This is a genomic window from Methanoculleus sp. UBA208 (assembly GCF_002498065.1).
GTDB lineage: Archaea > Halobacteriota > Methanomicrobia > Methanomicrobiales > Methanoculleaceae > Methanoculleus.
In genome coordinates, this window is sequence record NZ_DAFZ01000059.1 from 1 (window position 1) to 25,011 (window position 25,011).

Annotated in this window: 31 protein-coding genes and 2 tRNA genes; 23 read left to right on the forward strand and 10 right to left on the reverse strand. The window is 60.9% G+C overall.

Going from position 1 to position 25,011, the window contains the following annotated elements:
• Window positions 1-88 precede the first annotated feature (88 nt).
• The 4 genes from BRA62_RS06390 to BRA62_RS06405 form a co-directional block, all read right to left on the reverse strand.
• Window positions 89-658, reverse strand: a complete 570-nt coding sequence (locus tag BRA62_RS06390; RefSeq protein WP_292365745.1) for a DUF357 domain-containing protein — start codon at window positions 656-658, stop codon at window positions 89-91.
• Window positions 655-1,407, reverse strand: a complete 753-nt coding sequence (dph5, locus tag BRA62_RS06395; protein WP_292365746.1) for a diphthine synthase — start codon at window positions 1,405-1,407, stop codon at window positions 655-657. The genes BRA62_RS06390 and dph5 overlap by 4 nt, the downstream gene beginning before the upstream one ends.
• Window positions 1,408-1,571: 164 nt before the next feature.
• Window positions 1,572-3,422 (reverse strand): ferrous iron transport protein B, encoded by a 1,851-nt coding sequence (gene feoB / locus BRA62_RS06400; protein WP_292365747.1) that lies wholly within the window; start codon window positions 3,420-3,422, stop codon window positions 1,572-1,574.
• The gene (locus BRA62_RS06405; protein WP_292365748.1) at window positions 3,419-4,057 is read right to left on the reverse strand and encodes a DtxR family transcriptional regulator; all 639 of its coding nucleotides are present in this window, start codon (window positions 4,055-4,057) and stop codon (window positions 3,419-3,421) included. Before BRA62_RS06405 ends, feoB begins: the two co-directional genes overlap by 4 nt.
• A gap of 235 nt (window positions 4,058-4,292) precedes the next feature.
• On the opposite strand from BRA62_RS06405, the gene BRA62_RS06410 reads away from it, so the two are divergent.
• The 3 genes from BRA62_RS06410 (at window position 4,293) to BRA62_RS06420 (ending at window position 7,162) form a co-directional block, all read left to right on the forward strand.
• Window positions 4,293-4,748 (forward strand): ester cyclase, encoded by a 456-nt coding sequence (locus tag BRA62_RS06410; RefSeq protein ID WP_292365749.1) that lies wholly within the window; start codon window positions 4,293-4,295, stop codon window positions 4,746-4,748.
• A 159-nt stretch (window positions 4,749-4,907) separates the two neighbouring features.
• Complete coding sequence (locus tag BRA62_RS06415; RefSeq protein ID WP_292365750.1) at window positions 4,908-6,575, forward strand: helix-hairpin-helix domain-containing protein; 1,668 nt, start codon at window positions 4,908-4,910, stop codon at window positions 6,573-6,575.
• Window positions 6,572-7,162 (forward strand): undecaprenyl diphosphate synthase family protein, encoded by a 591-nt coding sequence (locus BRA62_RS06420; protein ID WP_292365795.1) that lies wholly within the window; start codon window positions 6,572-6,574, stop codon window positions 7,160-7,162. The genes BRA62_RS06415 and BRA62_RS06420 overlap by 4 nt, the downstream gene beginning before the upstream one ends.
• A gap of 322 nt (window positions 7,163-7,484) precedes the next feature.
• On the opposite strand, the gene uppS is transcribed toward BRA62_RS06420, so the two are convergent.
• From uppS to BRA62_RS06450, 6 genes are all read right to left on the reverse strand, one after another.
• Complete coding sequence (gene uppS, locus BRA62_RS06425) at window positions 7,485-8,264, reverse strand: polyprenyl diphosphate synthase (RefSeq protein ID WP_292365751.1); 780 nt, start codon at window positions 8,262-8,264, stop codon at window positions 7,485-7,487.
• The gene (locus BRA62_RS06430) at window positions 8,264-9,274 is read right to left on the reverse strand and encodes a radical SAM protein (RefSeq protein ID WP_292365752.1); all 1,011 of its coding nucleotides are present in this window, start codon (window positions 9,272-9,274) and stop codon (window positions 8,264-8,266) included. The genes uppS and BRA62_RS06430 overlap by 1 nt, the downstream gene beginning before the upstream one ends.
• A 112-nt stretch (window positions 9,275-9,386) precedes the next feature.
• Window positions 9,387-10,568 carry a KamA family radical SAM protein gene (locus BRA62_RS06435; RefSeq protein WP_292365753.1) on the reverse strand — a complete coding sequence of 394 codons (1,182 nt, stop codon included), beginning with the start codon at window positions 10,566-10,568 and terminating at the stop codon, window positions 9,387-9,389.
• 279 nt (window positions 10,569-10,847) lie between these two features.
• The gene (locus BRA62_RS06440) at window positions 10,848-11,222 is read right to left on the reverse strand and encodes a Zn-ribbon domain-containing protein (protein ID WP_292365754.1); all 375 of its coding nucleotides are present in this window, start codon (window positions 11,220-11,222) and stop codon (window positions 10,848-10,850) included.
• 20 nt (window positions 11,223-11,242) lie between these two features.
• Window positions 11,243-11,611, reverse strand: a complete 369-nt coding sequence (locus BRA62_RS06445; protein ID WP_292365755.1) for a DUF2073 domain-containing protein — start codon at window positions 11,609-11,611, stop codon at window positions 11,243-11,245.
• 5 nt (window positions 11,612-11,616) lie between these two features.
• Window positions 11,617-12,258 carry an Era-like GTP-binding protein gene (locus BRA62_RS06450; protein WP_292365756.1) on the reverse strand — a complete coding sequence of 214 codons (642 nt, stop codon included), beginning with the start codon at window positions 12,256-12,258 and terminating at the stop codon, window positions 11,617-11,619.
• A gap of 211 nt (window positions 12,259-12,469) precedes the next feature.
• On the opposite strand from BRA62_RS06450, the gene BRA62_RS06455 reads away from it, so the two are divergent.
• From BRA62_RS06455 to amrB, 20 genes are all read left to right on the forward strand, one after another.
• Window positions 12,470-13,033, forward strand: a complete 564-nt coding sequence (locus BRA62_RS06455) for a cyclic nucleotide-binding/CBS domain-containing protein (protein ID WP_292365757.1) — start codon at window positions 12,470-12,472, stop codon at window positions 13,031-13,033.
• The gene (locus tag BRA62_RS06460) at window positions 13,030-13,785 is read left to right on the forward strand and encodes a CBS domain-containing protein (RefSeq protein WP_292365758.1); all 756 of its coding nucleotides are present in this window, start codon (window positions 13,030-13,032) and stop codon (window positions 13,783-13,785) included. Before BRA62_RS06455 ends, BRA62_RS06460 begins: the two co-directional genes overlap by 4 nt.
• A gap of 39 nt (window positions 13,786-13,824) precedes the next feature.
• Complete coding sequence (locus BRA62_RS06465) at window positions 13,825-14,772, forward strand: CBS domain-containing protein (protein WP_292365759.1); 948 nt, start codon at window positions 13,825-13,827, stop codon at window positions 14,770-14,772.
• 7 nt (window positions 14,773-14,779) lie between these two features.
• Window positions 14,780-15,619 carry a CBS domain-containing protein gene (locus BRA62_RS06470; RefSeq protein WP_292365760.1) on the forward strand — a complete coding sequence of 280 codons (840 nt, stop codon included), beginning with the start codon at window positions 14,780-14,782 and terminating at the stop codon, window positions 15,617-15,619.
• Complete coding sequence (locus BRA62_RS06475; RefSeq protein WP_292365761.1) at window positions 15,616-16,398, forward strand: HPP family protein; 783 nt, start codon at window positions 15,616-15,618, stop codon at window positions 16,396-16,398. The genes BRA62_RS06470 and BRA62_RS06475 overlap by 4 nt, the downstream gene beginning before the upstream one ends.
• Window positions 16,399-17,254: 856 nt before the next feature.
• Window positions 17,255-18,220, forward strand: a complete 966-nt coding sequence (locus BRA62_RS06480; protein ID WP_292365762.1) for a deoxyhypusine synthase — start codon at window positions 17,255-17,257, stop codon at window positions 18,218-18,220.
• Between the two features lie 114 nt (window positions 18,221-18,334).
• A tRNA-Ser gene (locus BRA62_RS06485) sits at window positions 18,335-18,419 on the forward strand.
• A 34-nt stretch (window positions 18,420-18,453) separates the two neighbouring features.
• Window positions 18,454-18,903, forward strand: a complete 450-nt coding sequence (locus BRA62_RS06490) for a 30S ribosomal protein S13 (protein WP_292365763.1) — start codon at window positions 18,454-18,456, stop codon at window positions 18,901-18,903.
• A gap of 11 nt (window positions 18,904-18,914) precedes the next feature.
• Complete coding sequence (locus BRA62_RS06495) at window positions 18,915-19,463, forward strand: 30S ribosomal protein S4 (RefSeq protein WP_292365764.1); 549 nt, start codon at window positions 18,915-18,917, stop codon at window positions 19,461-19,463.
• A gap of 4 nt (window positions 19,464-19,467) precedes the next feature.
• Window positions 19,468-19,857, forward strand: coding sequence for a 30S ribosomal protein S11 (locus tag BRA62_RS06500; protein ID WP_292365765.1), 390 nt, complete (start codon window positions 19,468-19,470; stop codon window positions 19,855-19,857).
• Complete coding sequence (locus tag BRA62_RS06505) at window positions 19,857-20,687, forward strand: DNA-directed RNA polymerase subunit D (protein WP_292365766.1); 831 nt, start codon at window positions 19,857-19,859, stop codon at window positions 20,685-20,687. Before BRA62_RS06500 ends, BRA62_RS06505 begins: the two co-directional genes overlap by 1 nt.
• Window positions 20,684-21,052, forward strand: coding sequence for a 50S ribosomal protein L18e (locus tag BRA62_RS06510; RefSeq protein WP_292365767.1), 369 nt, complete (start codon window positions 20,684-20,686; stop codon window positions 21,050-21,052). Before BRA62_RS06505 ends, BRA62_RS06510 begins: the two co-directional genes overlap by 4 nt.
• 5 nt (window positions 21,053-21,057) lie before the next feature.
• The gene (locus BRA62_RS06515) at window positions 21,058-21,480 is read left to right on the forward strand and encodes a 50S ribosomal protein L13 (RefSeq protein ID WP_292365768.1); all 423 of its coding nucleotides are present in this window, start codon (window positions 21,058-21,060) and stop codon (window positions 21,478-21,480) included.
• A 13-nt stretch (window positions 21,481-21,493) separates the two neighbouring features.
• Complete coding sequence (locus BRA62_RS06520; RefSeq protein WP_292365769.1) at window positions 21,494-21,895, forward strand: 30S ribosomal protein S9; 402 nt, start codon at window positions 21,494-21,496, stop codon at window positions 21,893-21,895.
• Window positions 21,896-21,929: 34 nt separating this feature from the next.
• Complete coding sequence (locus tag BRA62_RS06525; RefSeq protein WP_214020726.1) at window positions 21,930-22,118, forward strand: DNA-directed RNA polymerase subunit N; 189 nt, start codon at window positions 21,930-21,932, stop codon at window positions 22,116-22,118.
• Window positions 22,119-22,192 (forward strand) — tRNA-Pro (locus BRA62_RS06530). It begins immediately after the preceding gene.
• A 30-nt stretch (window positions 22,193-22,222) separates the two neighbouring features.
• Window positions 22,223-22,390, forward strand: coding sequence for a DNA-directed RNA polymerase subunit K (locus tag BRA62_RS06535; protein WP_214020727.1), 168 nt, complete (start codon window positions 22,223-22,225; stop codon window positions 22,388-22,390).
• A gap of 7 nt (window positions 22,391-22,397) precedes the next feature.
• Window positions 22,398-23,585: a phosphopyruvate hydratase gene (eno, locus tag BRA62_RS06540; RefSeq protein WP_292365770.1), complete on the forward strand. Its 1,188-nt coding sequence runs from the start codon at window positions 22,398-22,400 to the stop codon at window positions 23,583-23,585.
• Window position 23,586: 1 nt separating this feature from the next.
• Window positions 23,587-24,195: a 30S ribosomal protein S2 gene (rpsB, locus tag BRA62_RS06545; RefSeq protein WP_292365771.1), complete on the forward strand. Its 609-nt coding sequence runs from the start codon at window positions 23,587-23,589 to the stop codon at window positions 24,193-24,195.
• A gap of 27 nt (window positions 24,196-24,222) precedes the next feature.
• Window positions 24,223-25,011 carry an AmmeMemoRadiSam system protein B gene (gene amrB, locus BRA62_RS06550; protein WP_292365772.1) on the forward strand — a complete coding sequence of 263 codons (789 nt, stop codon included), beginning with the start codon at window positions 24,223-24,225 and terminating at the stop codon, window positions 25,009-25,011.

Genomic DNA, 25,011 nt, shown 5'->3' on the forward strand with positions numbered 1-25,011 from the left:
TTAACGATGATTTTATCGTAGATCGGTAGGACCCGTGATCCGCCGGATAAACGGCCTACGGGGCCGCGACGTGCCTCCGCGCAGATCCCTACACGGTGAAGAGACCCCGTTCACCGGTTATCCTGAACAGGCCCGCCCGGACACCGGCATCGAGCCAGGCATACCCGTAGCTGAACCGTGCGAGGGCGCCGGCACGGTCGCCCGCATCAAGGTGTTCTACGCCTTCCGCGTACCAGGAATGCGCCGCCGAACGGAACCCCTCCGCCCCTGCATGGAGCGGGCTCGCCACGTCCGGGCCCGTCTCGACCATCGAAAGGGCAGAGTAGAGCGTCCGCCGGTAGCGGTGGGTCTTCTCGTCGAGATGGCCGCTCTGCGAGTCCGGTATGCACGCGTCCACCCGGTCGGGAGGGTGGTCGGCGAGCGGTTCGAGCAGCCCGAGGCGCGAGCCTGCATCCAGCCAGCCGAGCCCGTAGGCAAACGCGGCGAGCGCGTTCACCGGGTCGCCCGTCCGGATAAATACCGTCCCGTCGCTGTGGTACGCCGCAGCCATCTCGACCACCTCGCCGGCCACCCGGTAAAGGAGGGTCCCCTCCGGGACGGCGATCCGGGTCCGGGAAAGAGACTCGCCAAAGAGGGCACCGTACTCTTCGAGGGTCATAGGCCGGCAAACATCTCCAGGTACTCGCGCTCCATGGGGTGAAGCTCCGCCGGCACGACGAGGATATGGAGCGGGGGCCCGAACTCCGTCTCTTTGAGCTTCGCGCCGGCTCCGGCGGCAACCACCGGGTGCTCCGACCCCGCCCGGGCGATGCCGACGTAGAGGGCGGGCGGCTCGATGCCGCGCTTCTCCGCCATCTCCTCGAGGATGGCGATCGCCTCCGGGATGCACATGTAGCGGTCCTTCTGGATATCCAGGTAGACGAGCGTATGCAGGTTGAGCGCGAGGTTTGCCGCAACCGTCTCGACGGGGGCCGTCGGGAACCATCCCTTCGCGGGGAACGGCACCGAACAGGACTTCCCGAACCGGTAGTTCTGCAGGCCCGAGAGGCCCGAGACCGCGCTCGATATGGATGAGGCGTGGATGATGGACGTCTCGATCCCGGCGGCGGCGGCCCGCATCCGGAGATCGGCGTGCGTCGTCGAGACCATGGGGTCTCCCCCGGTGAGGAACGCCACCCGGCCCCTCGCGGCGCGATCGAGGATCTCGCGGGGATCCTGTTCGACATCCTCCCGCGCAAGCACCCGGACCTCCTTCTCAAAGAACGCCTCCATGCCGGAGACGTCCGTCCCCATCAGCCGCGATGTATACGCCTCGAGAAAGACGGCATCGGCATTACGGACACATTGGAGGCCTTTCACCGATATATCCCCGAGGTCGTAGAGTCCCAGGCCCACGAACGTCAGCATGGCCGGCTCACGCCCGGGGCAAACTCGAGGGTGGAGAGGCACGGCACCGGGGGTACGGCGCTGCCGGGATACAGTCGCAGAAATTTCATCATTATCTCTGTCGGTGTTCCATCATCGTAGAAGTAACGGATCAGGGGAGCCGCCTCTCCCTCCCCGGGCACCCCCTATCCCAGAAGATGGAACAGCAGGGTTCCGATAAGGAGTCCGAGGGCGACCGTGTATACCGTGATCGCGAGCGTGATCCTGGAGCCGACCTCGCGCAGGAGGACCGTGATCGTCGCGAGGCAGGGGACGAAGAGGACGGTCACGACCGCAAAGATGTAGAGCTGGAGGGACGAGAGCACCGCTCCGAGGTCGGCGGTGCCCGCGAGGATGGCGAGGGTCTCGAACGCCATCTCCTTCCTCAAAATCCCGAAGGTGAGCGCCGTCGCCGAGTACCCGGGAAGGCCGAGGAGCGCCATGGTGTAGGGTTCCACAATCGCCTCAAAGAGCGCCATGATGCCGAAGAACTCGAGCAGCCCGAGAACAACGCTCCCTGCAAGGAGGAGCGGCATCGCGATGAAGAGGAACTCCGAGAGACGCGACCATGCCTTCTTCATCACCAGTTTCGGGTCCGGCCAGCGGAGCGGCACCATCTCCATGATCATGCCGAACCGCTCGCCGGGCGCCACGCGGGAGAGGACGAGCCCTGTCGCGAGGATCAGGCCAAACACGATGGCGTATACGCTGAATGCCGCCCCGAGACCGACGAAACTCGCCACAATCCCGGCTATGATGACGGTCCGGGCCGAGCAGGGGACCATCGTGACCAGGAACGAGGCGATGATCCGCTCACGCCGGGAGTGCAGGAGCCGTATGCTCATGATGGCCGGCACGTTGCACCCGAACGCCAGGGTGAAGGGGATGACCGCTCCGCCGTGCATCCCGACCCGGTGCATCGCGTTGTCGGCGAGGAATGCCGCCCGGGTCATGTAGCCCGAGTCTTCGAGGACGGAGATGATGATGTAGAAGAGGAAGACGTACGGGAACGCTATCCCGAGGCCCGCCTGGAGCGCAAGCAGGACGGATCTCCCCAGTTCTTCGGCGAGCGGAGGCAGCCCGATCCCGAGGAACGGCTGCATCGCGAAGACTTCGAAGAACTCCACGATCAGCCCCTCGAGGAACGATCCCGCGATGAATACAAAGAGGAGCATCCCGATGAGGATGGAAAGAAGGATCGGCATTCCGGGGATGATCCGTGTCAGGATGCTGTCGGGGTCGGTCTGGCGGAGGAGCGCCTCTTCCTTTACGGTGAGGTCGGCGATCCGGTGAGCGAAGTTGTGCCGGTTGGCCGCGATGATCTGGGCGACCGTCATCCGGTGCCGGGACTCGATCTCGTCGGCGATCGTCCGTGCCGCCTCAAGCAACTCCGGGTTGTCGCCGAACCCGAGAAGCGCCCGGATGCTCTCCTTCCGGTCGGCATCGAACATCTTCCCGAGGCTCCGGACGGCTGCCTCTACGTGATGGTCGTACGGGATCTCGACCATCGACGGGCTGGAAGCGGCAAGAGCCGCCGGAATGATCCGGTCGATGTTCTTCCCCTGCGACGCCGCCGTCTGGACCACCTCGACGCCGAGGAGGTCGCGGATCGGGCCGGGGTCGATCTCAATCCCCCGTTTTGCGGCTTCGTCGGCCATGTTCAGCACGACGACCATAGGGAGGCCGTACTCCGCCACCTGGAGGAGCAGGTAGAGGTTGCGTTCCAGACGGGTGACGTTCACCACCACGATGATCGCATCGGTATCCTGCCGCTCCAGGAACCGGCGGACCAGGTCTTCCTCGTCCGAACTCCCTTCCAGCGAGTAGACGCCGGGCAGGTCCACGAGTTCGACCATCTCGCGCTGGAAACAGGTGTTGCCCCGCTGCAGCTCGACGGTGGTCCCGGGATAGTTGCTCACCTCCACCCCGAGGCCGGTGAGCTGGTTGAAGATCAGGGATTTGCCCACGCTGGGGTTGCCGATCAGCGCAAACCTCATGGTGGACACGACTCCACGACGATCGATGCCGCGATCTCGGGGCTGATGGCGATATCGCACCCTTTCACCCTGACGACGACCGACTTGTTCGGGAGTTTCCGCCGGATCTGCACCGTCTCACCGGGGAAGATGCCGAGGTCGAGCAGCCTCCGGTGCCGCCGGGGGCCACGCATCATCGCCACCCGGACGGTATCCCCTTCCTTGCAGTCGAGCAGCAGCGTGGAGGCGTCCCGTCCCCGGCCGCGTCCCATGCGCCCCGGCGGGGGTTGGGCGCCGTTCATATAGGAAGAGAGCCGGTCGATGGTCTCGTCGGAGATCCCGTGCTCGAGCGTGCAGGCCTCCTTGCTCGCCGCGTCCGCATCGACGCCGAGCATCTCCGTCAAAAAGCACTGGAGGACGCGGTGTTTCCGCGCCACCACTGACGCCACCGACGATCCCTTCTCGGTCAGCCTGACGGCGTCGCCGGTTGCCCGCTCCAGGTAGCCTTCCTCGACCAGAGCGGCGATGGTCGTCCCGGCGGTCTCCTTCCCGGTATCGAGGGCTGCCGCTATCTCTGCGAGCGTCGCCGACCGCCCGCCATTTTCCGTGATCGTGAGGATTGCTTCGAGATAATCCTCAAACGTGGAAGGAAGCATGCTACAATTTCTTTCACTTCCACAAGTTTATGGATTTGGGTCCTACCATCGAAATCAGAGTGCGATGAGGAGCGGATCCGCGCCACTTCATGACAGGGACCGAAATCCCGGCCGGCCGTAAGAACGGCGGGCTATAAGCTATCCAGTTCGGAATCCCGAGTGTTGGCAACGGATGCCCACACGACGAGAACAACCGTTAAGTACCAGGGATGGATTCAAGGGGTAGTGATGCTCCATGTCGGTGGAAGAGAATAAGGCAATTGTTCGCAGGTTTATCGAAGCCTATAACAGCCGAAACCTGGATCTGTTCGACGAACTGGTGGCGCCGGATTACGTTGACCACACCCATCACCAACAGGGCAGGGAGAGTTTCAAACAACTCTTTACGCTGGCTTTCGACGCTTTCCCCGACTGGCATGAACGTATCGGAGATATCATTGCCGAAGGGGACAGGGTGTGGGTTTGTGTCAAAGCTACGGGGACCCATACCGGCGAATGGAATCTTTCCGGAGTTCCGTTATCCCCTACCGGCAAGAAGGTAGCAATGACGATGGTCTTCATGTGGCGCATGGTTAACGGCAAGCTTGCAGAGGGGTGGGAAGTCGATGAGGACCGGGGTTTCCTCAAACAACTGGGCGCCATCGAATACACGGAAAAAGGAAAGAAACTCTTTCCGGAAGATGCCGGGTAGGGAATATACCTTCCATGCATGTTCCCTGCCGGGGCCTTCACCGGGGCCGCGGGCATTCCCCGGTCCCCCTGCCGGGGAGGAAAGCGTCCCCATCTCCCCGGAGACGAACCTTCCCGGCGGGCATCAACGGCTATATGGTTTCGCGGCCGATCGATGATCATGGGAGGCCCGGGGAGGCAGGTCACGAACAGGGATGTTGCCGAACGGCTCGCGTTCATGGCCCGTCTGCTTGAGATCGCAGGAGAGGACCGGTACCGGATCGCGGCCTACGAGCGGGCGGCGCGGCAGGTCGAGCGGCTCTCCTTCCCGGTTGCCGGACTCGACGAGGAAGAGCTTACCCGCATCCCGGGCATAGGAGTCCGGATAGCCGGACAGATCCGGGAGATCGCCGCCACCGGGACATTCCGGGAACTGCAGGACCTGGAGGCAACCATCCCCGGGTCGGTCGTCGAACTGCTCGGCGTTGCCGGGGTGGGGCCCCGGACCCTGCACACCCTCTACAAGAGGCTCGGTATCCAGTCCCTCGACGACCTGGAGCAGGCGGCAAAAGGCCACCGGCTCAGGGCGCTTCCGGGGTTCGGCGCGAAGAAGGAGGAGGCGATCAAAAAGGGAATCAGGCAGTTCCGCAGGAGATCGGACCGGATGACACGCCCGCAGGTCGACGCCGTCCTCGAAAGCGTTGCAGCGCTCTTTATGGGCGGGGATTACACGGTTGCAGGGAGTTACCGGCGCGGATCGAGCACCGTAGGGAGGATCGAGATCGTCGCCACCGGGGACCGCAAAACTCTCGTGAACCGCATACCCGCCGAAGCGGTCGCCGGCGAGGTCTCGATCTCGCTTGCCGGTGCCGGAGTGAACGTCCGGTTCACCGAACCCGGCCGGTGCGGCACCGCGCTCCTCTGCGCCACCGGTTCCCGCGGGTTTCTGGACAGGCTCGCCGAGGTGGCGCTCGCACAGGGCTACCGGCTCGGCCGGGACGGCCTCCTGGACTCTTCGGACGGCCGGCTGCACACGTTCGAGAGCGAGGGGGAGGTCTTTTCGTTCCTCGGGATGGAGGCTATCCCGCCGGAGTTGCGCGAGGACCGGGGCGAGATCGAACTCGCCCTCCGGCACGCCCTCCCCGATCTGGTCGACCTCCATGGGGTGCGGGGGGACCTACATGCCCATACCACCTGGAGCGACGGGCACCAGTCGCTCGATGACGTGGCGGAGGCAGGGGATGCCCGGGGCTACGAGTATATCGTGGTCACCGACCACTCCTCGCGGGTGAGCCCCGGGGCCCTTGCAAAGCAGCAGGCCGAGATCGAGCGGACCAACCGGCGGCACGCCTGCCAGCTCCTCTCCGGGACCGAGGTGGATATCAGGAGCGACGGCACGCTCGGGTACGAAAACAGGATCCTTGCCGACTTCGACCTTGTGATCGCCTCGGTCCACTCGGGGTTTGCCCAGGACCAGGATGTCCTGACCCGGCGCGTCCTCACCGCTATGGAGAACGAGCACGTCGATATCATCGGCCATCCCACCGGGCGCCTGCTCGGCCGCAGACCGCCGTATGCGATCGACCTTCTCCGCGTTATGAAGCATGCAGCGGAGACGGGAACCGCCCTCGAGATCAACGCGTCGCCCCACCGCCTCGACCTCGATGATATTTATATCTGGCACGCGAAGAAGGAAGGAGTGAAACTGGCTGCAGGAACCGATGCCCATAGAACTGGCGAATTTTCAAATATGCGCTATGGTATCATGCTGGCACGCCGGGGCTGGTGCGCCCCGGACGATATCGTAAATACCCTCTCGCTATCCGGGTTGCTGGAGTGGACGTCGTGATCTACCGGCTCTACGAAAAAATCCTCCTCCGGGACCTTCACACGCTCCCGGAACAGATCTGCTTCATGATCACCGAGCAGGACATGCTCGACGCTCCGGGCAACCTCTACCTTGCCGCCCAGTGGTGCCGCGACCTCGGGATCGCCAGCGCCATGTTCCATATCAGCACCGCCGACCCGGCCCGGCTGGAGCGGTGCCTCCCGATGATCCGCACGGTCTCCTCGATCGCACGCCTGACCCTGCACTACCGGGACGAAAAGGAGGTCCGCGGGGAAGGCATGGACGTGACGGTGGCTATCGGGAAGAGCGGCCGGGAAGAGATCGCCGGCTGCGTGAGAAGGATGGCCGAGGACGGTGTGGACCCGGCCTTGGTCGACGAAGACCTGCTGGAGTCGTACCTCACCTTCAACTACGAGCCGGACCTCGTCATCAAGACGGGCGGGGACCACCTGACCGACTTCCTCATCTGGCAATCGGTCTACTCCGAACTTTTTTTCCTCGACGTCAACTGGGCGCTGCTCAGGAAAGTGGATTTTCTCCGGGCACTCCGGGACTTCCAGTCCAGGGCGCGCCGGTTCGGGCGGTGACACCCCTTTACGGCTTCGCGCCTTCGCGTGAGGCCGTATCACTATCCCCACAATCAGCTCACGCGAAGCCGCGAAGGACGCGAAGAATGGTTGGTTGTTGGTGACAGGCCCCTTCGCACCTGACGGTGCTCGAACTCCGGCTCGAAGCCTGATGGCTTCTCAAGCTCCGGACGTTGTCCGTCGCACCCTTCGACCCGTCGTTCTTCGCGGCTTCGCGCTCTTCGCGTGAGGCTCCGTTATCACCCCTACTGCCGACTTACGCGAAGCAGGTGGGTTGCTGGCGCTCCCCTTCGCTTGAGATCAGACTGCATGAAAGGTGCCATCAGCCCTGCCGGTCTGTCCGCTCCTTAAGAAGCATGCGCTGGTCGTAGACCCGCATCGCCCGCAAAAGATCGATCTTCCGGAACGCCGGCCAGAACGGAGCGCAGAAGTAGACGGCCGACTCGTGGCCGTTCGCGAGCCAGGGGAGGAAGTTGGACGTCCGGTAGTCGTTGCCGGTACGGATGATCAGGTCGACGGGGGGTATGGGCGCTCCCCGGTTGAGATGGCTCTCGACGGTCGCGGGGTCGATAGCCGCAGGATCGACGGCACCCCGCTTGACCCCGTCGAGGATCGACCGGGCGGCGTGCACGATCTCGTTCCGGCCGCCGTAAGCAAGCGCGATGTTGATGGAGTAGTCGGTGTAGTGCAGCGTCGCCTTCTCCGCCGCTTCGATGGTTGCGAGGAGGTCGTCGGGGAGGAGGGATCTGTCCCCGATCATCCGCACCCGGATATGGTTTTTGTGCACCCGCTCGTCCTTCAGGATCGCGGCGAACTTCTCCCGAAAGAGTGCAAAGAGCGACGCGAGCTCGCTGCTGTCCCTCCGGAAGTTCTCGGTGGAGAAGGTGTAGAGCGTGATATGCCGCATGCCGAGTTCGCATGCCCAGTCGAGGACCTGCTCCGTGGCATCCGCTCCGAGTCGGTGGCCGACCGCCGTATCAAGCCCCTGCTCCCTGGCAAACCGGCGGTTTCCATCCTGGATCACCGCAACGTGCCGGGGAATGTGTTTCACCTGCCACTGCAGGTAACGCTCGTAGAGGGGCTCAATCTTTGATCGCAGCATCAGAGCGGCGTCACCTCGACCACCATGCCACCGTTCGGGTAGCGTTCGACGACGTACTTCCTGCCCGGCAACCCGGCACCGTGATCGGCAAGCACCCACCACGCCATCTCGATTCTTCCTTCGCAGACCACATAGTCATCCTCATCAAAGCCCTCCAGGAATTCGTCGACGGGGCCTGCCGCCTCAAGCACCCCGTACACGACCGTCCCGTCATCCGTCACCTCCTCAAACGGACGCGCAGTATTGGCAGCGATCCGCTTTAACCGTTCCCGTAACTGGACCGAGTCCTTGAAGGCCGACGAGCAGAAGTGCACTTTGGGGTCGGCCGAGAGTTTCTCCGCCCACTGGCGGGCGCCCAACACAGCGTTATGCAGCCCGTCCGCGGGCTCGAGCCCGCGTTCGCGCATGGCGCCAGCGCAGGTCTCCCCCCACTCCAGTTCGTTGATGTTGAGGAAATCGAGAAGCGGGAGGGCAGCGGCAAGGTCCTCGATTCCCGGGAGCGCCGGCACCTCGATGCCGATCAAAAAGCCCATCCGGCGGGCGAGGACGGCTGATTTGGCGAACTCGGTCTTCAGGATGCATGGCCAGACTTCATGGGGCGGGTGCAGCCGGATCTCGTCGACCAGCCCCTGCAGGCGCCGGAGCGCGGGCTCGTCCGGCGCAAGGCCGGTATAGAGGTGGATCTGGTGGTCCGGGCCGAAGTGCTCCTTGAGAAGCCTCGCGCACTCCACCACCCGGTCGAGTTCAAGCAGCGGTTCGCCGCCGGTGATACCGGTCCCAAGAGCGCTCATGCTCTCCGCCACTTCGATGATCTCGGACGGCGACGAGACTCTCCGTTCGTTTGCAAACACTACGTCCCGGCCTTTCCGCTCACGCGAGAGCGGGCAGTACCAGCACGTGCGGTGGCACCGGCCGGTCACGAAGAGGACCATCTTTGCTCCCTGGTGGCAGAGGACGCATCCCGGAGAGAGGAACCGCCCGCCGGGGGGTACTCCCGACTCCTGTGGCATATTGTAGTATATATGGGAGTGCGAAGAAGAAAAGGTTTGACGGTCATGGAGGGGGATTCCAGAGGGAACCGTTTTTTGGAATTCCGAAGTCACCGACTCATCCCGGGGAGCGTCACACCAGACCGTCGGGCCCCCTCACCCTCCCCTCGTCCACCAGCTCCGTATAGTCGTCGAACCAGTAAGCCTCCGGGTTGCTCTTATAGACCAGGAACCGCCCGCGATCCTCTGGGTTTGCCGCCTGGTTGTACTTGAAGTAGGTGTATCTGTCGGTCTTCCCCAGAACCTCAATCTTGCCGGTGGCATGGGAGATCACGAACCTGGCCCGTTTCGCAAGCCCCGAGCAGATCGTTCGGGCTTGCTCGAAGATCCGGTAGGACTCCTCCACCGGGACCGCAAACGTCCGGTTGCCGGTCGTGGGGCGGCACTGGAATACGTAGTAGGGATTGACACCGATGAACGAGAGTTTATTGAAGAGCCCGGCGAGCACCTCCGGGTCATCGTTGATGCCGCGGATCAGGGGCGTCTGGTTCATGACGATTGCTCCGGCTTCCTGCAGGAGAGCAACCGCACGACACGCGGTGTCGGTCAGCTCCCTCGGGTGGTTGAACTGCGCCATGATGTAAATGCGCTTCTCATCCAGGCTGTAGTCCCGGATCATATCCAGCAGCGCAGGGTCGTTCGTGATCCGGAAGGGATCGTATGCAGGCATCTTCGTGCCGATCCGGATGATCTCGACGTGATCGATATCCCGGAGCTGGCGGATTATGTCAAGCAGCCGATCGGTCTCGAGGATCAGGGGATCGCCCCCGGTGAGCAGAACGTTGTTGATCTCCGGATGATCCCGGATGTAGGCAAGCCCCCCGGAGACGTCCTTATTCACTTCGCGCGCATCCTCGATGAAGAGGCGCTTGCGGAAACAGTAGCGGCAGAGGCCGCCGCAGAGGTCGCTGACCAGCAGGAGAGCGGTCTCCCGGTACTTGTGCTGCAGCCCCGGCGCCCGGGTATACCGATGCTCCGATGACGGGTCAAGGTGTCCCCAGGGCTCAAGTTCTTCAACGGTCGGTATGATCAGCCGCCGGATAGGATCGGTCGGGTCGTCCCAGTCAATCAGCGAGAGGTAGTAATCGTTGGATCGGAACGCAAAGAGTTCCGTCACCTGCGCAAGGTCGGCGCACTTCTCTGCATCGATACCGGGGACCATATCGAGCGATGATATGTAGATCGGGTTTTTAATATCATTTATCGGGTTAACGGTATCGTCGATCGAGTTCCGGATATCATATGTCGTGTTCATTGGAATACCTCCTGAGCGACACTCTCCAGTGCAGGATACAATCCGCAACAGTCGGGGACAGCTGCATGAGAGCGGAGATCGAGAACGAGACGATCTGCGCAAAGGGTTCATGAGAGTTTCGCGCACTCATGCAGGAAACCGTCGCTCCGACGTGCGTCATTGAGTGTCGGATTACGTGTCGTATCCAAAAGGGTCCTCAGGATATTTATATCTTCGGTTAGGGGTGCGATGCTACAGGAGAATAGCCCGCCGCCCCCATCAAATGCGGTAGACGCCGTATTACTTCTTCTTCTTGACCATAGAGAGAATGTCCACCACGTATTTTCCTTCCTTTTCCAGTCCGACGACAACCTCGTCCGATCGGGCCAGTTTCTCGAGATTCAGTTCGTACGAACCGGGACTGAGGATACGGATGCTCTCGATCCGCTCGAAGACCTCGATCTCCTCTCTTCGTCGATCCCGCTGGACCTCAAGCACGTCCTCGCCCGTATCCCGGGCAATCTCGTCGATGGTCTTCTCCTTCAGCACGTCGTCGTGCCGTTCGGCCTCACGGATGTAGAGAAACTTCTTCCCGCCGCAGCTCGGGCATCCTTTCAGTATCCTCGTCGAACCGTCCTCGAACTCCCTGCCACATTGCGTACACTTGTGAGGCATATGTCACCCGTAATACCCGTTCATCTCGAGGAGGAGACCCATGCACTGATGAGATCCTTCTCCTTCTTGAGTGTCCTGAGCTGGTTTGCAGGCCCGATCACGGTCAGCCGGGTCTCGGAGCGCTTCCCCCCGAGGATTCTCCCCAGAAAACCGTTCGGGGCATCTCTGATGGGGTAGGTCTCCATCTCGATTCCGGAAAACCCGTCCGGCGCGATCTCCCGCATCGTGATCTCGATGAGTTTGCTCTGCTCATCCGGCGCGAGACCCTTCTCCAGGATAACGATGTTCCCTTCCATGACATCGTCGAGGATCAGGCGGATCTTCTCCATTCCGGTGAGCCGATCCAGACGTTCCGCCGAAATCAGGTCTATCTGTACACCCTGTATCATACCCATCACCCGAAATATGACGTCATATTCTCGTACAGCTCTTCCACGTTGGTCCCTTCAAGGCCGGATATGGCGATCACGGGGTGCTGGGGAAACGCACTCTTGATCCGCGCAGGGGAAGCGTCGGGGAGATCGTTCTTGTTCGCGACGATCAGGACCGGGAGCTTCCGGCTCTCGATGATCCCCACGAGCATGATGTTCACCTGCTGGAACGGGTCCAGCGTGGCATCAAGCATGTAGATGACGCCGTCGATATCCTCACGAAGCCAGTGCATCGCCTCAGCCACGCCCTCGGTTGCCTCCCGTGCCCGCTTGACCGCCTCCTCCTTATCGATGCCGTACTCGACGAACTCGTTATAGTCGATCTTGGTCGTCACGCCCGGCGTATCGACGATATCGATAGTGATCGAACTGCCGTTCTGGCCTGTGATAGTGATATTCTCTTTGCGCCGCACGCGGCGGGTCTCGTGAGGCACCTCGCTGACCGGCCCGACCGCATCACCGACCCAATCCCGCACAATCCTGTTCGCGAGCGTCGTCTTGCCGGCATTGGGAGGCCCATAGATCCCGATGCGGCAGGTCTGCTTCTTAAAGAGTGCCTTCAAGAACCCCGAGATCTTTTTTTTCGTACGAACTAAGAACGTCATTAAGTTCCCTCAGGTAGGCCAATTTTGCCTATACTTAAGTGAGTTGTGGCACTCACAAATAAATATAATTATATGTTCCGTCCGGCGCATCCTCCCTATTTTGGAGACAAACAGCAATCCCGGGGTGTGAGAATTCTTTTATACTGTTGAAACCTAGATAGACTTGCACCCGGAGAATTGGCTCAAATAACGGCCAGATTAGGAGAATCCCATGATGAATAATAGCGATGCCATCCGTTTTGAGACACGCATACCAGTCAGGGAGGTCATGCAGAGCCATCCAACGACCATCGATGTGGGGGAGACAGTCGCCCTGGCGGCGCAGACCATGTGCCGCGACGGGGTCGGCAGTTGTATTGTGCTGCAGAATAACCTGCCCACCGGGATCGTCACGGAAGAGGATATCAACTGCAAGGTTGTGGCAAAAGACTCAAAACCGAGCAGCGTCTCCGTCAGCGAGGTCATGAGCACCCCGCTGATCACGATCAGTGCCGACAAACTGGTCGGGGATGCCGCAGCAATGATGGTGAAGCACCGTGTCCGCAGGCTTCCTGTCGTTGAGGACCAGCTGGTTATCGGGATCGTGACGGTCAGGGATATCCTCACCGTCGCGGCCGAAGTGAACGAACTGCTGGCAGACCTCATCGAGATCAACCGCGAGGAAGAGTACGCCCTGGGAGTCTGCGACCGGTGCGGAAACATGTCAGACGATCTCTCGCGGGTCGACAACCTTATGCTCTGCCCCGTCTGTCGGGAGGAGGAGCAGTTGCTATGAAGGTGGCCGCAAACCTGATGGTGGAGATTCCCACCCTGCGCTACGACGACTACGTCACGAAAGCACGCAGCGTTCTGCGGGACGATGTCTTTCGTGAACTCTACATCGTGGACGAAAAAAATCGCCTGATGGGCTATCTCGACATATCCGACGTCCTGCGGGTTATGGACACCAAGTCGAACGTCACCGTCAAAGGTTTCATCAGGGAGGCCGCCCAGGTCGCCTCGAATACGCCCCTTGCGGAGGTCGGCCTCGCTATAATGAATGCCCGTACAAACAGCGCTGCGGTTGTCAATGAAGACGGTGCATACCAGGGAGGGGTGCTCTTCTCCGAACTCTTCCCCGTCCTGATCTCCCGTCGTGACATCCCCGGCAGGGTCGAGGACGTCATGTCGTGCCAACCCGTCACCTGCGCGCCGGACGACCCCATACACCGCATCTACAGCCTGATCGTTGCGAGCGGCTTTAATGCGTTCCCGGTGGTGCAGAAGAAGGAGGCCATCGGCATCGTCTCCCGCCGGGATCTCCTGCGCGCCGGAAATGTCCGCATATCGGTGAAAAATCAGGCTGATACCACCGTGGAGCGGGTGATGACGACACCCGTCATCTCGGTGACGCCGGATGATTCGCTGGCAACGGCGAGCCGGCTGATGGTCGACCACGACATCAGCATCCTCCCGGTCATCGACGAGAGAAAGAGGCTCGTCGGCGTTATCGACCGCCATGACGTCCTCGCTGGCCGCATCCCATGAGGACGTCTCCGGACACTGTAATTCCAGAGGAGTGAGACCATGCAACCGAACCCCAATAATTCAGATAAGAAACCGGCTGACAGGCTCCTGAAGATGCCGGGCAAACGCGACCGCGGACCGGTCGACTTCAAGACGAGAATCGCAGAGTATGAAGGCGAGATCATGGCGATCGCCACGAGGGACGTTGTTACGGCACAGCGGACCACAACGATCATCCAGGCGGTCGAGATCATGACCAGGGCAGGGTTCCGCAGGCTGCCGATCGTCGATGCGGGAACGCACCGCCTCCGGGGGATCGTGACCGTCAGCGACATCATCGACTTCATGGGTGGCGGCGACAAGTTCAACCTCGTACAGGTGAAGCATGGAGGGAACTTCCTCGCGGCCATCAACGAGGAACTCCGCGAGATCATGACCCCGCACCTGGTTACCATGCCCGTTGCCGGGAGCATCGCCGATGCGGTCGATATCATTGTCAACAAAAACGTCGGCGGGATCCCCATCATCGACCCCGAAGGAGAACTGAAGGGCATCGTGACCGAGCGTGACGTGATGAAGGTGCTCACCACCGAGCACTCGGGCCGCAGGGCGGAAGATATCATGAGGTCGCCGGTACGCGTCACCAGTCCCGACACCCCGATCGGCAACGTCTGCAAGGAAATGGTGAAGTGCAGGTTCAGGCGGCTTCCGGTCGTTGTCGACGACGTTCTCTGCGGCATCGTGACCGCCACCGATATCATGAGCTATCTCGGGAAAGGCAAGGCCTTCGAGCAGCTGACGACCGGGGACTCCGCCGAGGTTATGGGGGCGCCGGTACGGTCGCTTCTCTCCGGGGAACTTCACACCACCACAACGGACCGGAATATCCACGACATCGCCCTCGAGATGATCCAGCGGCATGTAGGGGCGTTCCCTGTCATAGAGGATTCACGCCTTGTCGGACTTGTGACGGAATACGACCTTGTGAAGGCATTTGCAGAGGGGTGAAAAGAGCATGCGTGCCATCGATGTGATGTCCGCTCCGGTGTATGTCGTTGCACCGGCCGATAACGTCGCCTATGCGCGAAACCTTATGCTGAAGCACCACGTGTCGAGACTCCCCGTCATGGAAGGGGACGAACTCCGGGGCATCCTTACCAAGAAAGATATCGCCTACCGGCTCAGGCAGACGGAACCGATGTGGCGACGGCGCCCGATCGACCGGATCCCGGTCAGTATCCTGATGGCACCAAAGCCGATCACCGTAAAACCGGAGACCAGCATCCGCGATATCGCAGCCATAATGCTTGATAGGGATATATCCGGACTGCCCGTGGTCGATAACGGCAAGATGACCGGCATCGTGACCAAACTGGATGTTATGCGTTCGGCCCGTGTACGCGGGCTCTCTGCCCGGGTCAGCGATATTATGGAGGATGCGGTCACGGTCAACCGGTACCACTCGCTGGACCATGTCATCGACACGATAAAGGGAAAAAACGATAAACTTATTGTCGTTAACGACAATGGAAGCCTTGCCGGCATCATTACGGAGAGTAACCTCGCATTTTATGAGTATCATGACGAGCGGATGAACCTGCCCAGAAAAGACGTTACACACCTTCGGAAAGAGGAGCCGGCAGGGCAGAAACGCTTCAGATACGTCGTCGAGGTATCGGCAGTTGCAGAGGACATCATGAGCCGCCCGGTCATTACCGTCCCCCCTGATGCATCACTCCAGGATGCTGTCGGGTTGATGCTCGCAAACCAGATCAACAGCCTCGTGGTCGTGGATGACGGTGATGTCCAGGGTATGCTCAAGAGAGATGATATCATCAAGGAAGTGGCAAAATGAGCGACAGATTTCAGGTACTCGTTAAAGACGTGATGGCAAAACCGATCACTATCGCGAAGTCCGCCTTTGTCAGCGAAGCGCTCGAAAAGATGCTCGGTGAAGGCGTCGACCCGCTCATCGTGACCAACAACGGCACGGTCATCGGCACGACATCCCGGGCAGCGATCGCCGAGACGCTCGGGAGCAGGAAGACCCACGCGCTGAAGGCCACATCCATCCATGTCGCGAACACGGTCGAGGAGAACTTCACCTCCGCATACCCGGACCAGAGCATCGATGTTCTGGTGCCGCTGCTCCAGCACTACAAGCTGGTCGTGGTCTTCGATGCCGAGCACCGCCTCATCGGACAGGTGACGGCAGGGGACATCCTGAAGGTGCTCCGGCCGGCGGGCGGCATCCTGGACGTCATGGAACCGGCACACACCATTCAGGGCGAGGAGCGGGCCGTCCACCTCCGCCGGAGGATGCTCGACGGCGAGATCGACCGGTTCATCGTCGAGGACGGGGACACCGTTCTCGGTATCGTCACGGAGACCGATGTCGCAAAGGCGCTTCACGCACTCAAGGATCTCGTGGAGGGGACCCACCAGGACTACCGGATCAGGAACCTCCTCGTGCGGGACATCATGAGCGCGCCCCTGATCTCGATGGACGCGGATACGGACGTCTCCGACGTCATCGACCTGATGCTCAGGAAGAACATCAGTTCCGTCCCGATCAGGCAGAACGGCAGGATTACGGGCGTCGTGACCCGGAACTCACTCGTCCAGGCCCTGTGAAGGGGCCAGATACTACTACCTTTTTTGCGGGCGGCGGGGCGGCCGCGGGTTAAATTCAGGAGTGTAAGGCTGCGGGAACTCGTTGAGGGGGGTTCTTTGGATGTCCTTCAGGCCATCGCCCATCGCGTACACGGATTCCCATCGGATATCGCCACGCACTGCCCCCGCCCCCTTGGGGCGGGGAACGACTGCCGGGAGCGTAGCGAACGGCAGGAGTTTGAGCACTGAAGGTGCGGAGTGCGACGGGCCGTAGGGCCGGAGCATGAGCACCGGAGGTGCAGAGGAGGAGCGCGAAGCGCGGGAGGGGTGGGGGCGAGGGGAACGGACCCTCAACCAGATCCAAAGCACCTAAGATGGGCACCGGAGACAGGGGAGGGGGGCGAGCCCCCCTCCCCGTCAGCCCCACCTCGCACCTTCGGTGCTCGAACTCCGCTCCTCGAAACCCTGCGGGTTTCTCGAACTCCGTCCTTTCAGGACGTCGTTCTCCGGAGCGTCGTTCCCCCAACGGCGATACCCCCACGGTCCAGTGCACGGGGCTTTGTCCTCGCATCTTGAGCACCCATGCTCCTGCAAGAAGACCATAGCCACCCCTCAACCCGGCCCCCGGAACAATCATCCTCTCGTACCCCCACCGCGACCCGCCCCTCCGAACCATCCCATAATGCTAGTGCCGAAACCTTCATCCGCCCCGCTCGCTCGCACCTGACGGTGCTCGAACTCCCGCCGTTCGTAGGCGCACCTCCGGTGCTCCTGCTCCGCTCCTCACGGAGCATCGCACTACGCTCCCGGCAGTCGTTCACCGAACCGGTGCCAATCATTAATACTTCACAGCCAGAAACGGGTAACAGGATTTTCCATGAAACCAACGCAGCCAGTCAAACCGAACAGGGATGTAACGGCCCTCCTTGAGTCCATGAGCAGGACCGGCTTCCAGGGAAGAAAACTCGGGGAGTCGCTCGGCATCTGGACCAGGATGGTCAGGGATCCGGACTGCACGATATTCATGGGACTATCGGGCGCGATGATCCCGGCAGGCATGCAGAATGTACTCATCGAACTCGTCAGGCACCGCTACATCGACGTCCTCGTCTCCACGGGTGCGAACATCTTCCACGACACCTGCGAGCACCTCGGCGTGCGGCATTACCTCGGCCACCACCACGCAGACGACACGGCGCTCTTTGCGGAGGGGATCGACCGCATCTACGACGTTTTCGCATATGAAGAGGAGTTCCGGGGCATCGACGCGGAAATCGCCCGGTTCGCCGACGGAATCGCACCGTTCCGGGGTTCGTCGCGGGAGTTCATCCGGCTCCTGGGGGAATGGCTCCGCGAGCACAGGCCGGAGGGACGGTCGCTCATCGCCACCTGTGCCGAGCACGGCGTCCCGATATTCATCCCCGCCCTCGGCGACTCATCCATCGGCATCGGCCTCGTGATGGCGCGCCGGCGCGGGGTCGAGATCGATATCGATCAGCTTGCCGACACCGACGAGATCACGCGTATGGTCGAAGAGTCGCAGAAGACCGGCGTCATCTACGTCGGCGGCGGCGTGCCGAAGAACTTCATCCAGCAGACCCAGGTCATCGCCTCGATCCACGAACAGCACCTCGGCGGGCACGCCTACGCCATCCAGTACACCACCGACGCCCCCCACTGGGGCGGACTCTCGGGGTGCACGTTTGAGGAGGCAATCAGCTGGGGCAAGGAAGCACCGGAGTCGCCACGTGTCCAGTGCTTCTGCGACGCCACGATCGCGCTGCCCATCGTCGCCTCGGGGCTGATCGGGAGCGGGGTCGAGCGGGCTCGCCGCTCTCCCTGAGCACCACAATTATTATTAGGCAATCATACCAAAATTAATAGGCACAAGTCATAGAATGCTGTGTCTGGAGCAGCACCTTGCGTGTTGCGAGTATCGAAAGATGCGAAGTTCTATGTTGAGGTAGCCAAGCCTGGTATGGCGCAGGTTTGCTAAACCTGTGTCCCCCTGGGACTCGAGGGTTCAAATCCCTCCCTCAGCGCTTTCACCGACAACGTCGATGATGAGGCGATCACATGGATGATGAAGAGATAAAGTACTTTGTTCGAGTCAGGAACACTGATCTCGACGGCACCAAGGCAGTGCACATCGCACTGACCGGGATCAAGGGCATCGGTCCGCACACGTCGCGCACCATCACCGCCCTTGCCGGCGTGGATCCTCATGCCGTGCTCGGCAAGCTGGATGACGAATCCGTCGGACGGATCGCAAACGCCGTCGACACGTACACCGAACAGGTGCCCGACTGGATGGTAAACCGCCCAAAAGACGTCTACACCGGAGAGGTCCGCCACCTCCTCGGAACCGATCTCACCATGATGAATGACGACGACGTCAACCGCATGAGAAAGATGCGCAGCTACCGCGGCATCAGGCACGAGACCGGGCAGAAGGTCCGCGGCCAGCGCACCAAGTCCACCGGAAGAACGGGCACGACCGTCGGCGTCAAGAGGAAGAAAGATTAAGCGGTGATTGAATGGGATATCCAGGAAAAAACCACAAGCAATACGCGACGCCCAAGCGGCGGTTCGAGAAGACCAGACTCGAGGACGAAAAGCGGCTCATCATCGATTACGGGCTGCGGAACAAGCGCGAACTCTGGAAGGCCCAGAGCGTACTGCGGAAATACCGTGCTGCCGCCCGCGAGCTGGTGGCACTGCGCTCAGGTGGCCTCAGCACGGAGGACTACCTGATGAAGAGAGACCAGCTCGTCAACCACCTGTACCGCTACGGTCTCGTCGGCGAGAACGCCGATGTCGGTGACGTCCTCGCGCTCAAAGTCGAGCAGCAGCTCGACCGCCGGCTTCAGACGCTGGTTCTCCGCAGGGGGTTCGCACGATCCCCCAAGCAGGCGCGCCAGTTCATCACCCACGGCCACATCGCGATCTCCGGTCGCCGGGTGACCGTGCCGAGCTACCGGGTCGCGAGAGCCGAAGAGCAGGAGATCAGTTACTACGGCCCCTCCCCGTTCATGAACGAGGTTCATCCCGAGAGAAGCCGCATCGCCCGCACAGGAATGAGGTAACATCATGGCAGAAGAGAAATGGGGCATTGCACACATCTATGCCTCCTTCAACAACACCATCATCACCGTCACCGACCTCTCCGGAGCGGAGACAGTCACCAAGAGCAGCGGCGGAATGGTCGTAAAACAGGACAGGAACGAGAGCTCCCCATATGCCGCCATGCAGATGGCAATCCAGGTCGCACAGAACGCACGCGACAAGGGGATCACCGGCGTCCACGTGAAGGTCCGCGCACCCGGCCGCGGCAAGCAGCGGAGCCCCGGGCCAGGCGCCCAGGCAGCGATCCGCGCCCTTGCCCGTGCAGGGATGAGGATCGGCCGCATCGAAGACGTCACCCCGGTGCCTCACGACAGCATCCGCGGCAAAGGCGGCCGGAGAGGAAGGAGAGTGTAATGGAGATAGCGTTTTCTCGACTGGACGAGAGAGTCGCCAAATTCACCCTGAGCGGCATTTCAACGTCGTTCGCCAATATGCTTCGGCGGGCGATGATCAGCGAAGTGCCGACGCTCGCCATCGAAGATGTCCGCATCTACGACAATACAAGCGTTCTCTTCGACGAGATGCTGACGCACCGCCTGGGGCTCATACCGCTCCGAACCGACCTGAAACGCTATAAGCCGCGCAGCGAGTGCACCTGCGAAGGCATCGGGTGCCCGGTCTGCACCGCGACCTATACGCTCTCCGTCGAGGGGCCCGGGACCGTCTACTCAAACGACCTGATACCCCAGGACCCCGACGCCGCACCGGCAGAGGAGAAGATCCCCATCATCGACCTCGACCGGGACCAGAAGGTCGTGCTCGAAGCATACGCCATCGTCGGCAGCGGAAACGAGCATGCCAAGTGGCAGGCGACGACCGCCTGCGGTTACAAGAACTACCCGGTGATCGCCATCGATGAACGGTGCGACGGGTGCGGCATGTGCATCGACGAATGTCCGAGGAACGTGCTTGAGACAGCACAGGGGAAAGTCCGGGTCATCGAAGAGCGCCAGGAACTCTGTTCCCTCTGCAGGCTCTGCGAGCGGGCATGCCTTGCCGGCGGGATCGGCGATGAGCCGGCCATCCATATCGGTACCGATGCGGAGAGATTCATCTTCGTGGTGGAAGGCGACGGCTCGATGCCCGTCCGCGAGATCATCGAGAGAGCGCTACAGTATATCCAGAAATCATCAGACGACCTGGTAGACGTGATGAACGAGATAACGGGAGAGGGGACTGAATGAAGAAGACAACCGAGAATAAATCGAACCCCCGGCTGACCGCCCTCATCGTGACGCTCAAAGATGCGTCACGCGCACATGAGGCGAACATCTGGCGCGAGATTGCAAAGAGGCTGGATGCACCCCGGAAGAACTATGCAGAGGTGAACCTCAGCAAGATCGACCGGTACGCGAACGAAGGCGAGACGATCCTGGTGCCGGGCAAGGTGCTCGGCAGCGGTGTGCTCAGCCTGCCGGTGACGATCGCCGCCCTGGATTTCTCCGAGGCTGCGATGAGCAAGATCACCGGTGCCAACGGAACGTGCATGACTATCGAGGACCTCGTTCGGGACAACCCGAAGGGGAGCAGGGTACGGATCCTCAGGTGAGGCGAATGGTTACAGTTATCGACGCAGACGGATTACTGCTCGGAAGAATGGCCAGCATCGTCGCGCAGCGTGCGCTCGCCGGCGAGGAGATTGCCATCGTGAACGTGGAAAAAGCAATCGTCTCCGGAAACCGGGCGCATGTGCTCGCGAACTACACCACAAAGCGCGAGCGCGGATCCCGCGAGGGGGGCCCGTTCTTCCCGCGCAGGCCCGACCATATCGTCAAGCGCACCATACGGGGCATGCTCCCGTACAAGCGCGAGCGCGGTATCGCCGCGTTCAAGCGGATCAAGACCTATGTCGGCGTTCCGGTGGAATTCTCCGGGATGGAGACCGAAACGCTGGAGAGCGCCCACATCGACCGGCTGAGCAGCCCAAGGTATATAACAATCGGGGCGATAAGCACCAACCTCGGAGCAAAATACTAAATGAGGTGATGGAATGGCAAAGATCATCAATACAAGCGGTAAGAGAAAGACGGCAATCGCCCGGGCGACCCTGAAACCCGGCAGCGGCCGGGTCCGCATCAACTCCGTACCCCTGGAGATCTACGGGAACGAGCTGATTCGCATGAAGATCGCCGAGCCGCTGCTGCTGGCTCCGAACTCACTCGACGGTGTCGATGCGGCGATCGATGTTTCCGGCGGCGGTACGATGGGGCAGGCCGAGGCGGTTCGGACGGCGCTTGCGCGCGGCATCGTGGAGTGGCACAACGACCCGCAGATTAAGGACGCTTTCCTCGCGTACGACCGGACTCTGCTCGTAAATGACTCGCGGCAGAAGGAAACCAAGAAACCGCACGGCTCCGGCGCACGGGCAAAGTTCCAGAAGTCTTACAGGTGAGGAAAAGAGATATAAGGAATACAGGACCATTATTATGATACCCGTACGATGTTTTACATGCGGTAAAGTCATCTCTACAGCCTGGAAGGAGTTCGAGGAGCGGCGGGATGCAGGCGAGGATCCAAAACGGATCCTCGACGATCTCGGCCTGGAACGTTACTGTTGCAGGCGGATGCTGCTGACGCACAAGGTAGTAGTGGAGGACCTGAATCCGTACCAATGAGGGGTCGTGGGGTAGCCTGGCCATCCTATGGCGTTCGGGATGCTGTGACCTGAGTTCAAATCTCAGCGACCCCATTTTATCATTAATGATTTTGAGGCTACACGATGGAATCGTATACCCGATATGAACGAGCGCGAATTATAGGGGCTCGTGCTCTTCAGATATCGATGGGTGCACCGGTTTTGGTCAAAACGCCAAAAACAGAGCCGCTCGAGATCGCACTTGAAGAGTTCGAGCGAGACGTGATCCCTATAACGGTGAAGAGAAAGTAGTGATCTGATGACGACCATCGAACAGATTATCTTAAGAACAATCCTCGATAGCCGTGGAAACGAGACCGTCGAGGCTGAAATCCACACGGATTGCGGCTTCGGGCGGGCTTGCGCCCCGAGCGGCGCCAGCACCGGAACCTATGAAGCGAAGGTGCGGCCGCCGCGCGAAGCTGTCGAGGACGCACGGAAAAACCTGATTCCATCGCTCATCGGTGAAGACACCCGCGATCAGATCACATTCGACGCACTACTCAGAGAGAACGACGGAACACCCGACTTCAGTTCAATCGGTGCAAACGTCGCCGTAGCACTCTCGCTTGCGTGTGCAAAAGCGGCTGCATCGTCTCTCGATCTGGAACTCTTCCGCTACCTTGGCGGTGCATTCGCCGGCGAGACGCCCCTGCCGCTCGGCAACGTCATCGGCGGAGGCGCGCACGCCCCGAATGCCACATCCATCCAGGAATTCCTGGTGGTTCCCACCGGGGCTTCCGGCGCAACGGAGGGGGTCTTCGTTAACGCTGCCGTCCACGGTGCGGTGAAGAAGATCCTGCAGAAGCAGGGCAGACTCTCCGGTAAAGGGGATGAAGGCGCCTGGGCTCCTGCCATAACCGACATTGAGGCGTTCGAGATCATCGGCGAAGCAATCGGCACCGTCTCCGACGAGATGAACGTCGAGATCCGGATGGGCATCGACGTGGCGGCAAGCGAACTCTGGGACGGCGAGCGGTATCGCTACAAGGGCGCCGCACGGACCCGGGAAGAGCAGATCGCCTACATGGCGGATCTGGTCGACCGCTACAACCTCATCTACATCGAGGATCCTCTCTTCGAGGAAGACTTCGACGCGTTCGCCGACCTCACCGGACAGGTCGGGGATCGCTGCCTGATCTGTGGAGACGACCTCTTCGTGACCAACGTCGAACGGATCACGAAAGGCACCGAGACGAACGCGGCAAACTGCGCTCTGATCAAACCCAACCAGATCGGAACGCTCACCGACACCTTCGAGGCGATACACCTCGCCCGGGAGAACGGAATGGAGACCGTCATGAGCCACCGGTCCGGAGAGACCACCGACGCGACGATCGCGCACCTTGCGACCGCGTTTGAGTGCATCTTCCTTAAGACCGGCGCGGTCGGCGGAGAACGGATAGCTAAACTGAACGAACTGATTCGCATAGAGGAGCTGATCTAACTTGACAGGAAACGAACTTGGCATAGAACTGAAAGAACCGCTGATACCCGTTGAGGAGTACCTCGCGGCAGGCGTGCATATCGGCACCCAGCAGAAGAGCAAGGACATGATGAAGTTCATCTACCGCGTCCGCGGAGATGGGCTGTACATTCTGGACATCCAGGCAACCGACGAGCGGGTCAAGGTCGCTGCGCAGTTCCTTTCGCAGTTTGAACCCGCGAAGATCCTGGTGGTCACCTCCCGGCAGTACGGCCAGTACCCGGCAAAGAAGTTCGCCGACGCCATCGGCGGCATGGCCGTCATCGGCCGTTTCATCCCCGGGATGCTCACCAACCAGCGCCTGAACAAGTACATCGAGCCCGACGTGGTTGTGGTGACCGACCCCATCGGGGACTCCCAGGCGATCACCGAGGCTGTCCAGGCCGGTATCCCGATCGTCGCTCTCTGCGACACCAACAACATGACGAAGTACGTCGATGTGGTCATCCCGACGAACAACAAGGGCAGAAAGGCACTCTCGGTGATCTACTACCTCCTGACAAAGGAGCTGCTCCGCCTGCGCGGTGTGACCACGTCACTCACTCCCGAAGACTTTGAGACAGAGTTATAAGATCCGAAGCACAAGAGCTCAACCTTGATGGATATGCGCCCATGCAGTGTAGCGGGAATGTTCTATCCTGCCGAGCCCAGGCATCTGGAGCAACTGCTGGAAACATTCTTCCGGAAGAGAGCCCCGGACCTTGATGCCCGGGGCATCGTTTCTCCCCATGCGGGCTACGTATACTCGGGGGAGACCGGAGCCTGTGCTTACTCTACCATACCGCCTGATTTTGACGGCACGTTTCTGGTCATCGGTCCGAGCCATCGGGGATACATGACCTGTGTCTCGGCCTTACCGTGGGAGACGCCTCTTGGAATCGTCGACGTCGATACGGAGTTTGTCGACGCACTGGATATCGAGACGGATGAGGTATCGCACCGGAGCGAGCACTCCATAGAGGTGCAGATGCCATTCATCAAATACCGGTTCCCGAGAGCAAGGGCTGCACCCGTCCTCATGGGGGAACAGAGTTATGAGGCGGCAATAAGCCTTGCGGAGCATCTGCTCCAGGCGATCGAGCACACGGGACGAAACGTGCGGATCGTCGCCTCAAGCGACTTCTCCCATTACGTCCCGGACGAGGTGGCCCGGCGGCATGACCTCTTCGTAATCGATGCGCTCAAAACCCTGGACATACCGGAATTTTATCGCCGGCTCAGGGAAACCGGTGCCACGGTCTGCGGCTACGGCCCGATCGCCGCCATGTGCATCGCATGCCAATCTCTCGGTGCAGAGAGAGGGGAACTCCTGCGGTATACGACCAGCGGCGACGTGACGGAAGATTTCAATCAGGTTGTGGGGTATGCGGCGATAGCGGTGGTGTAA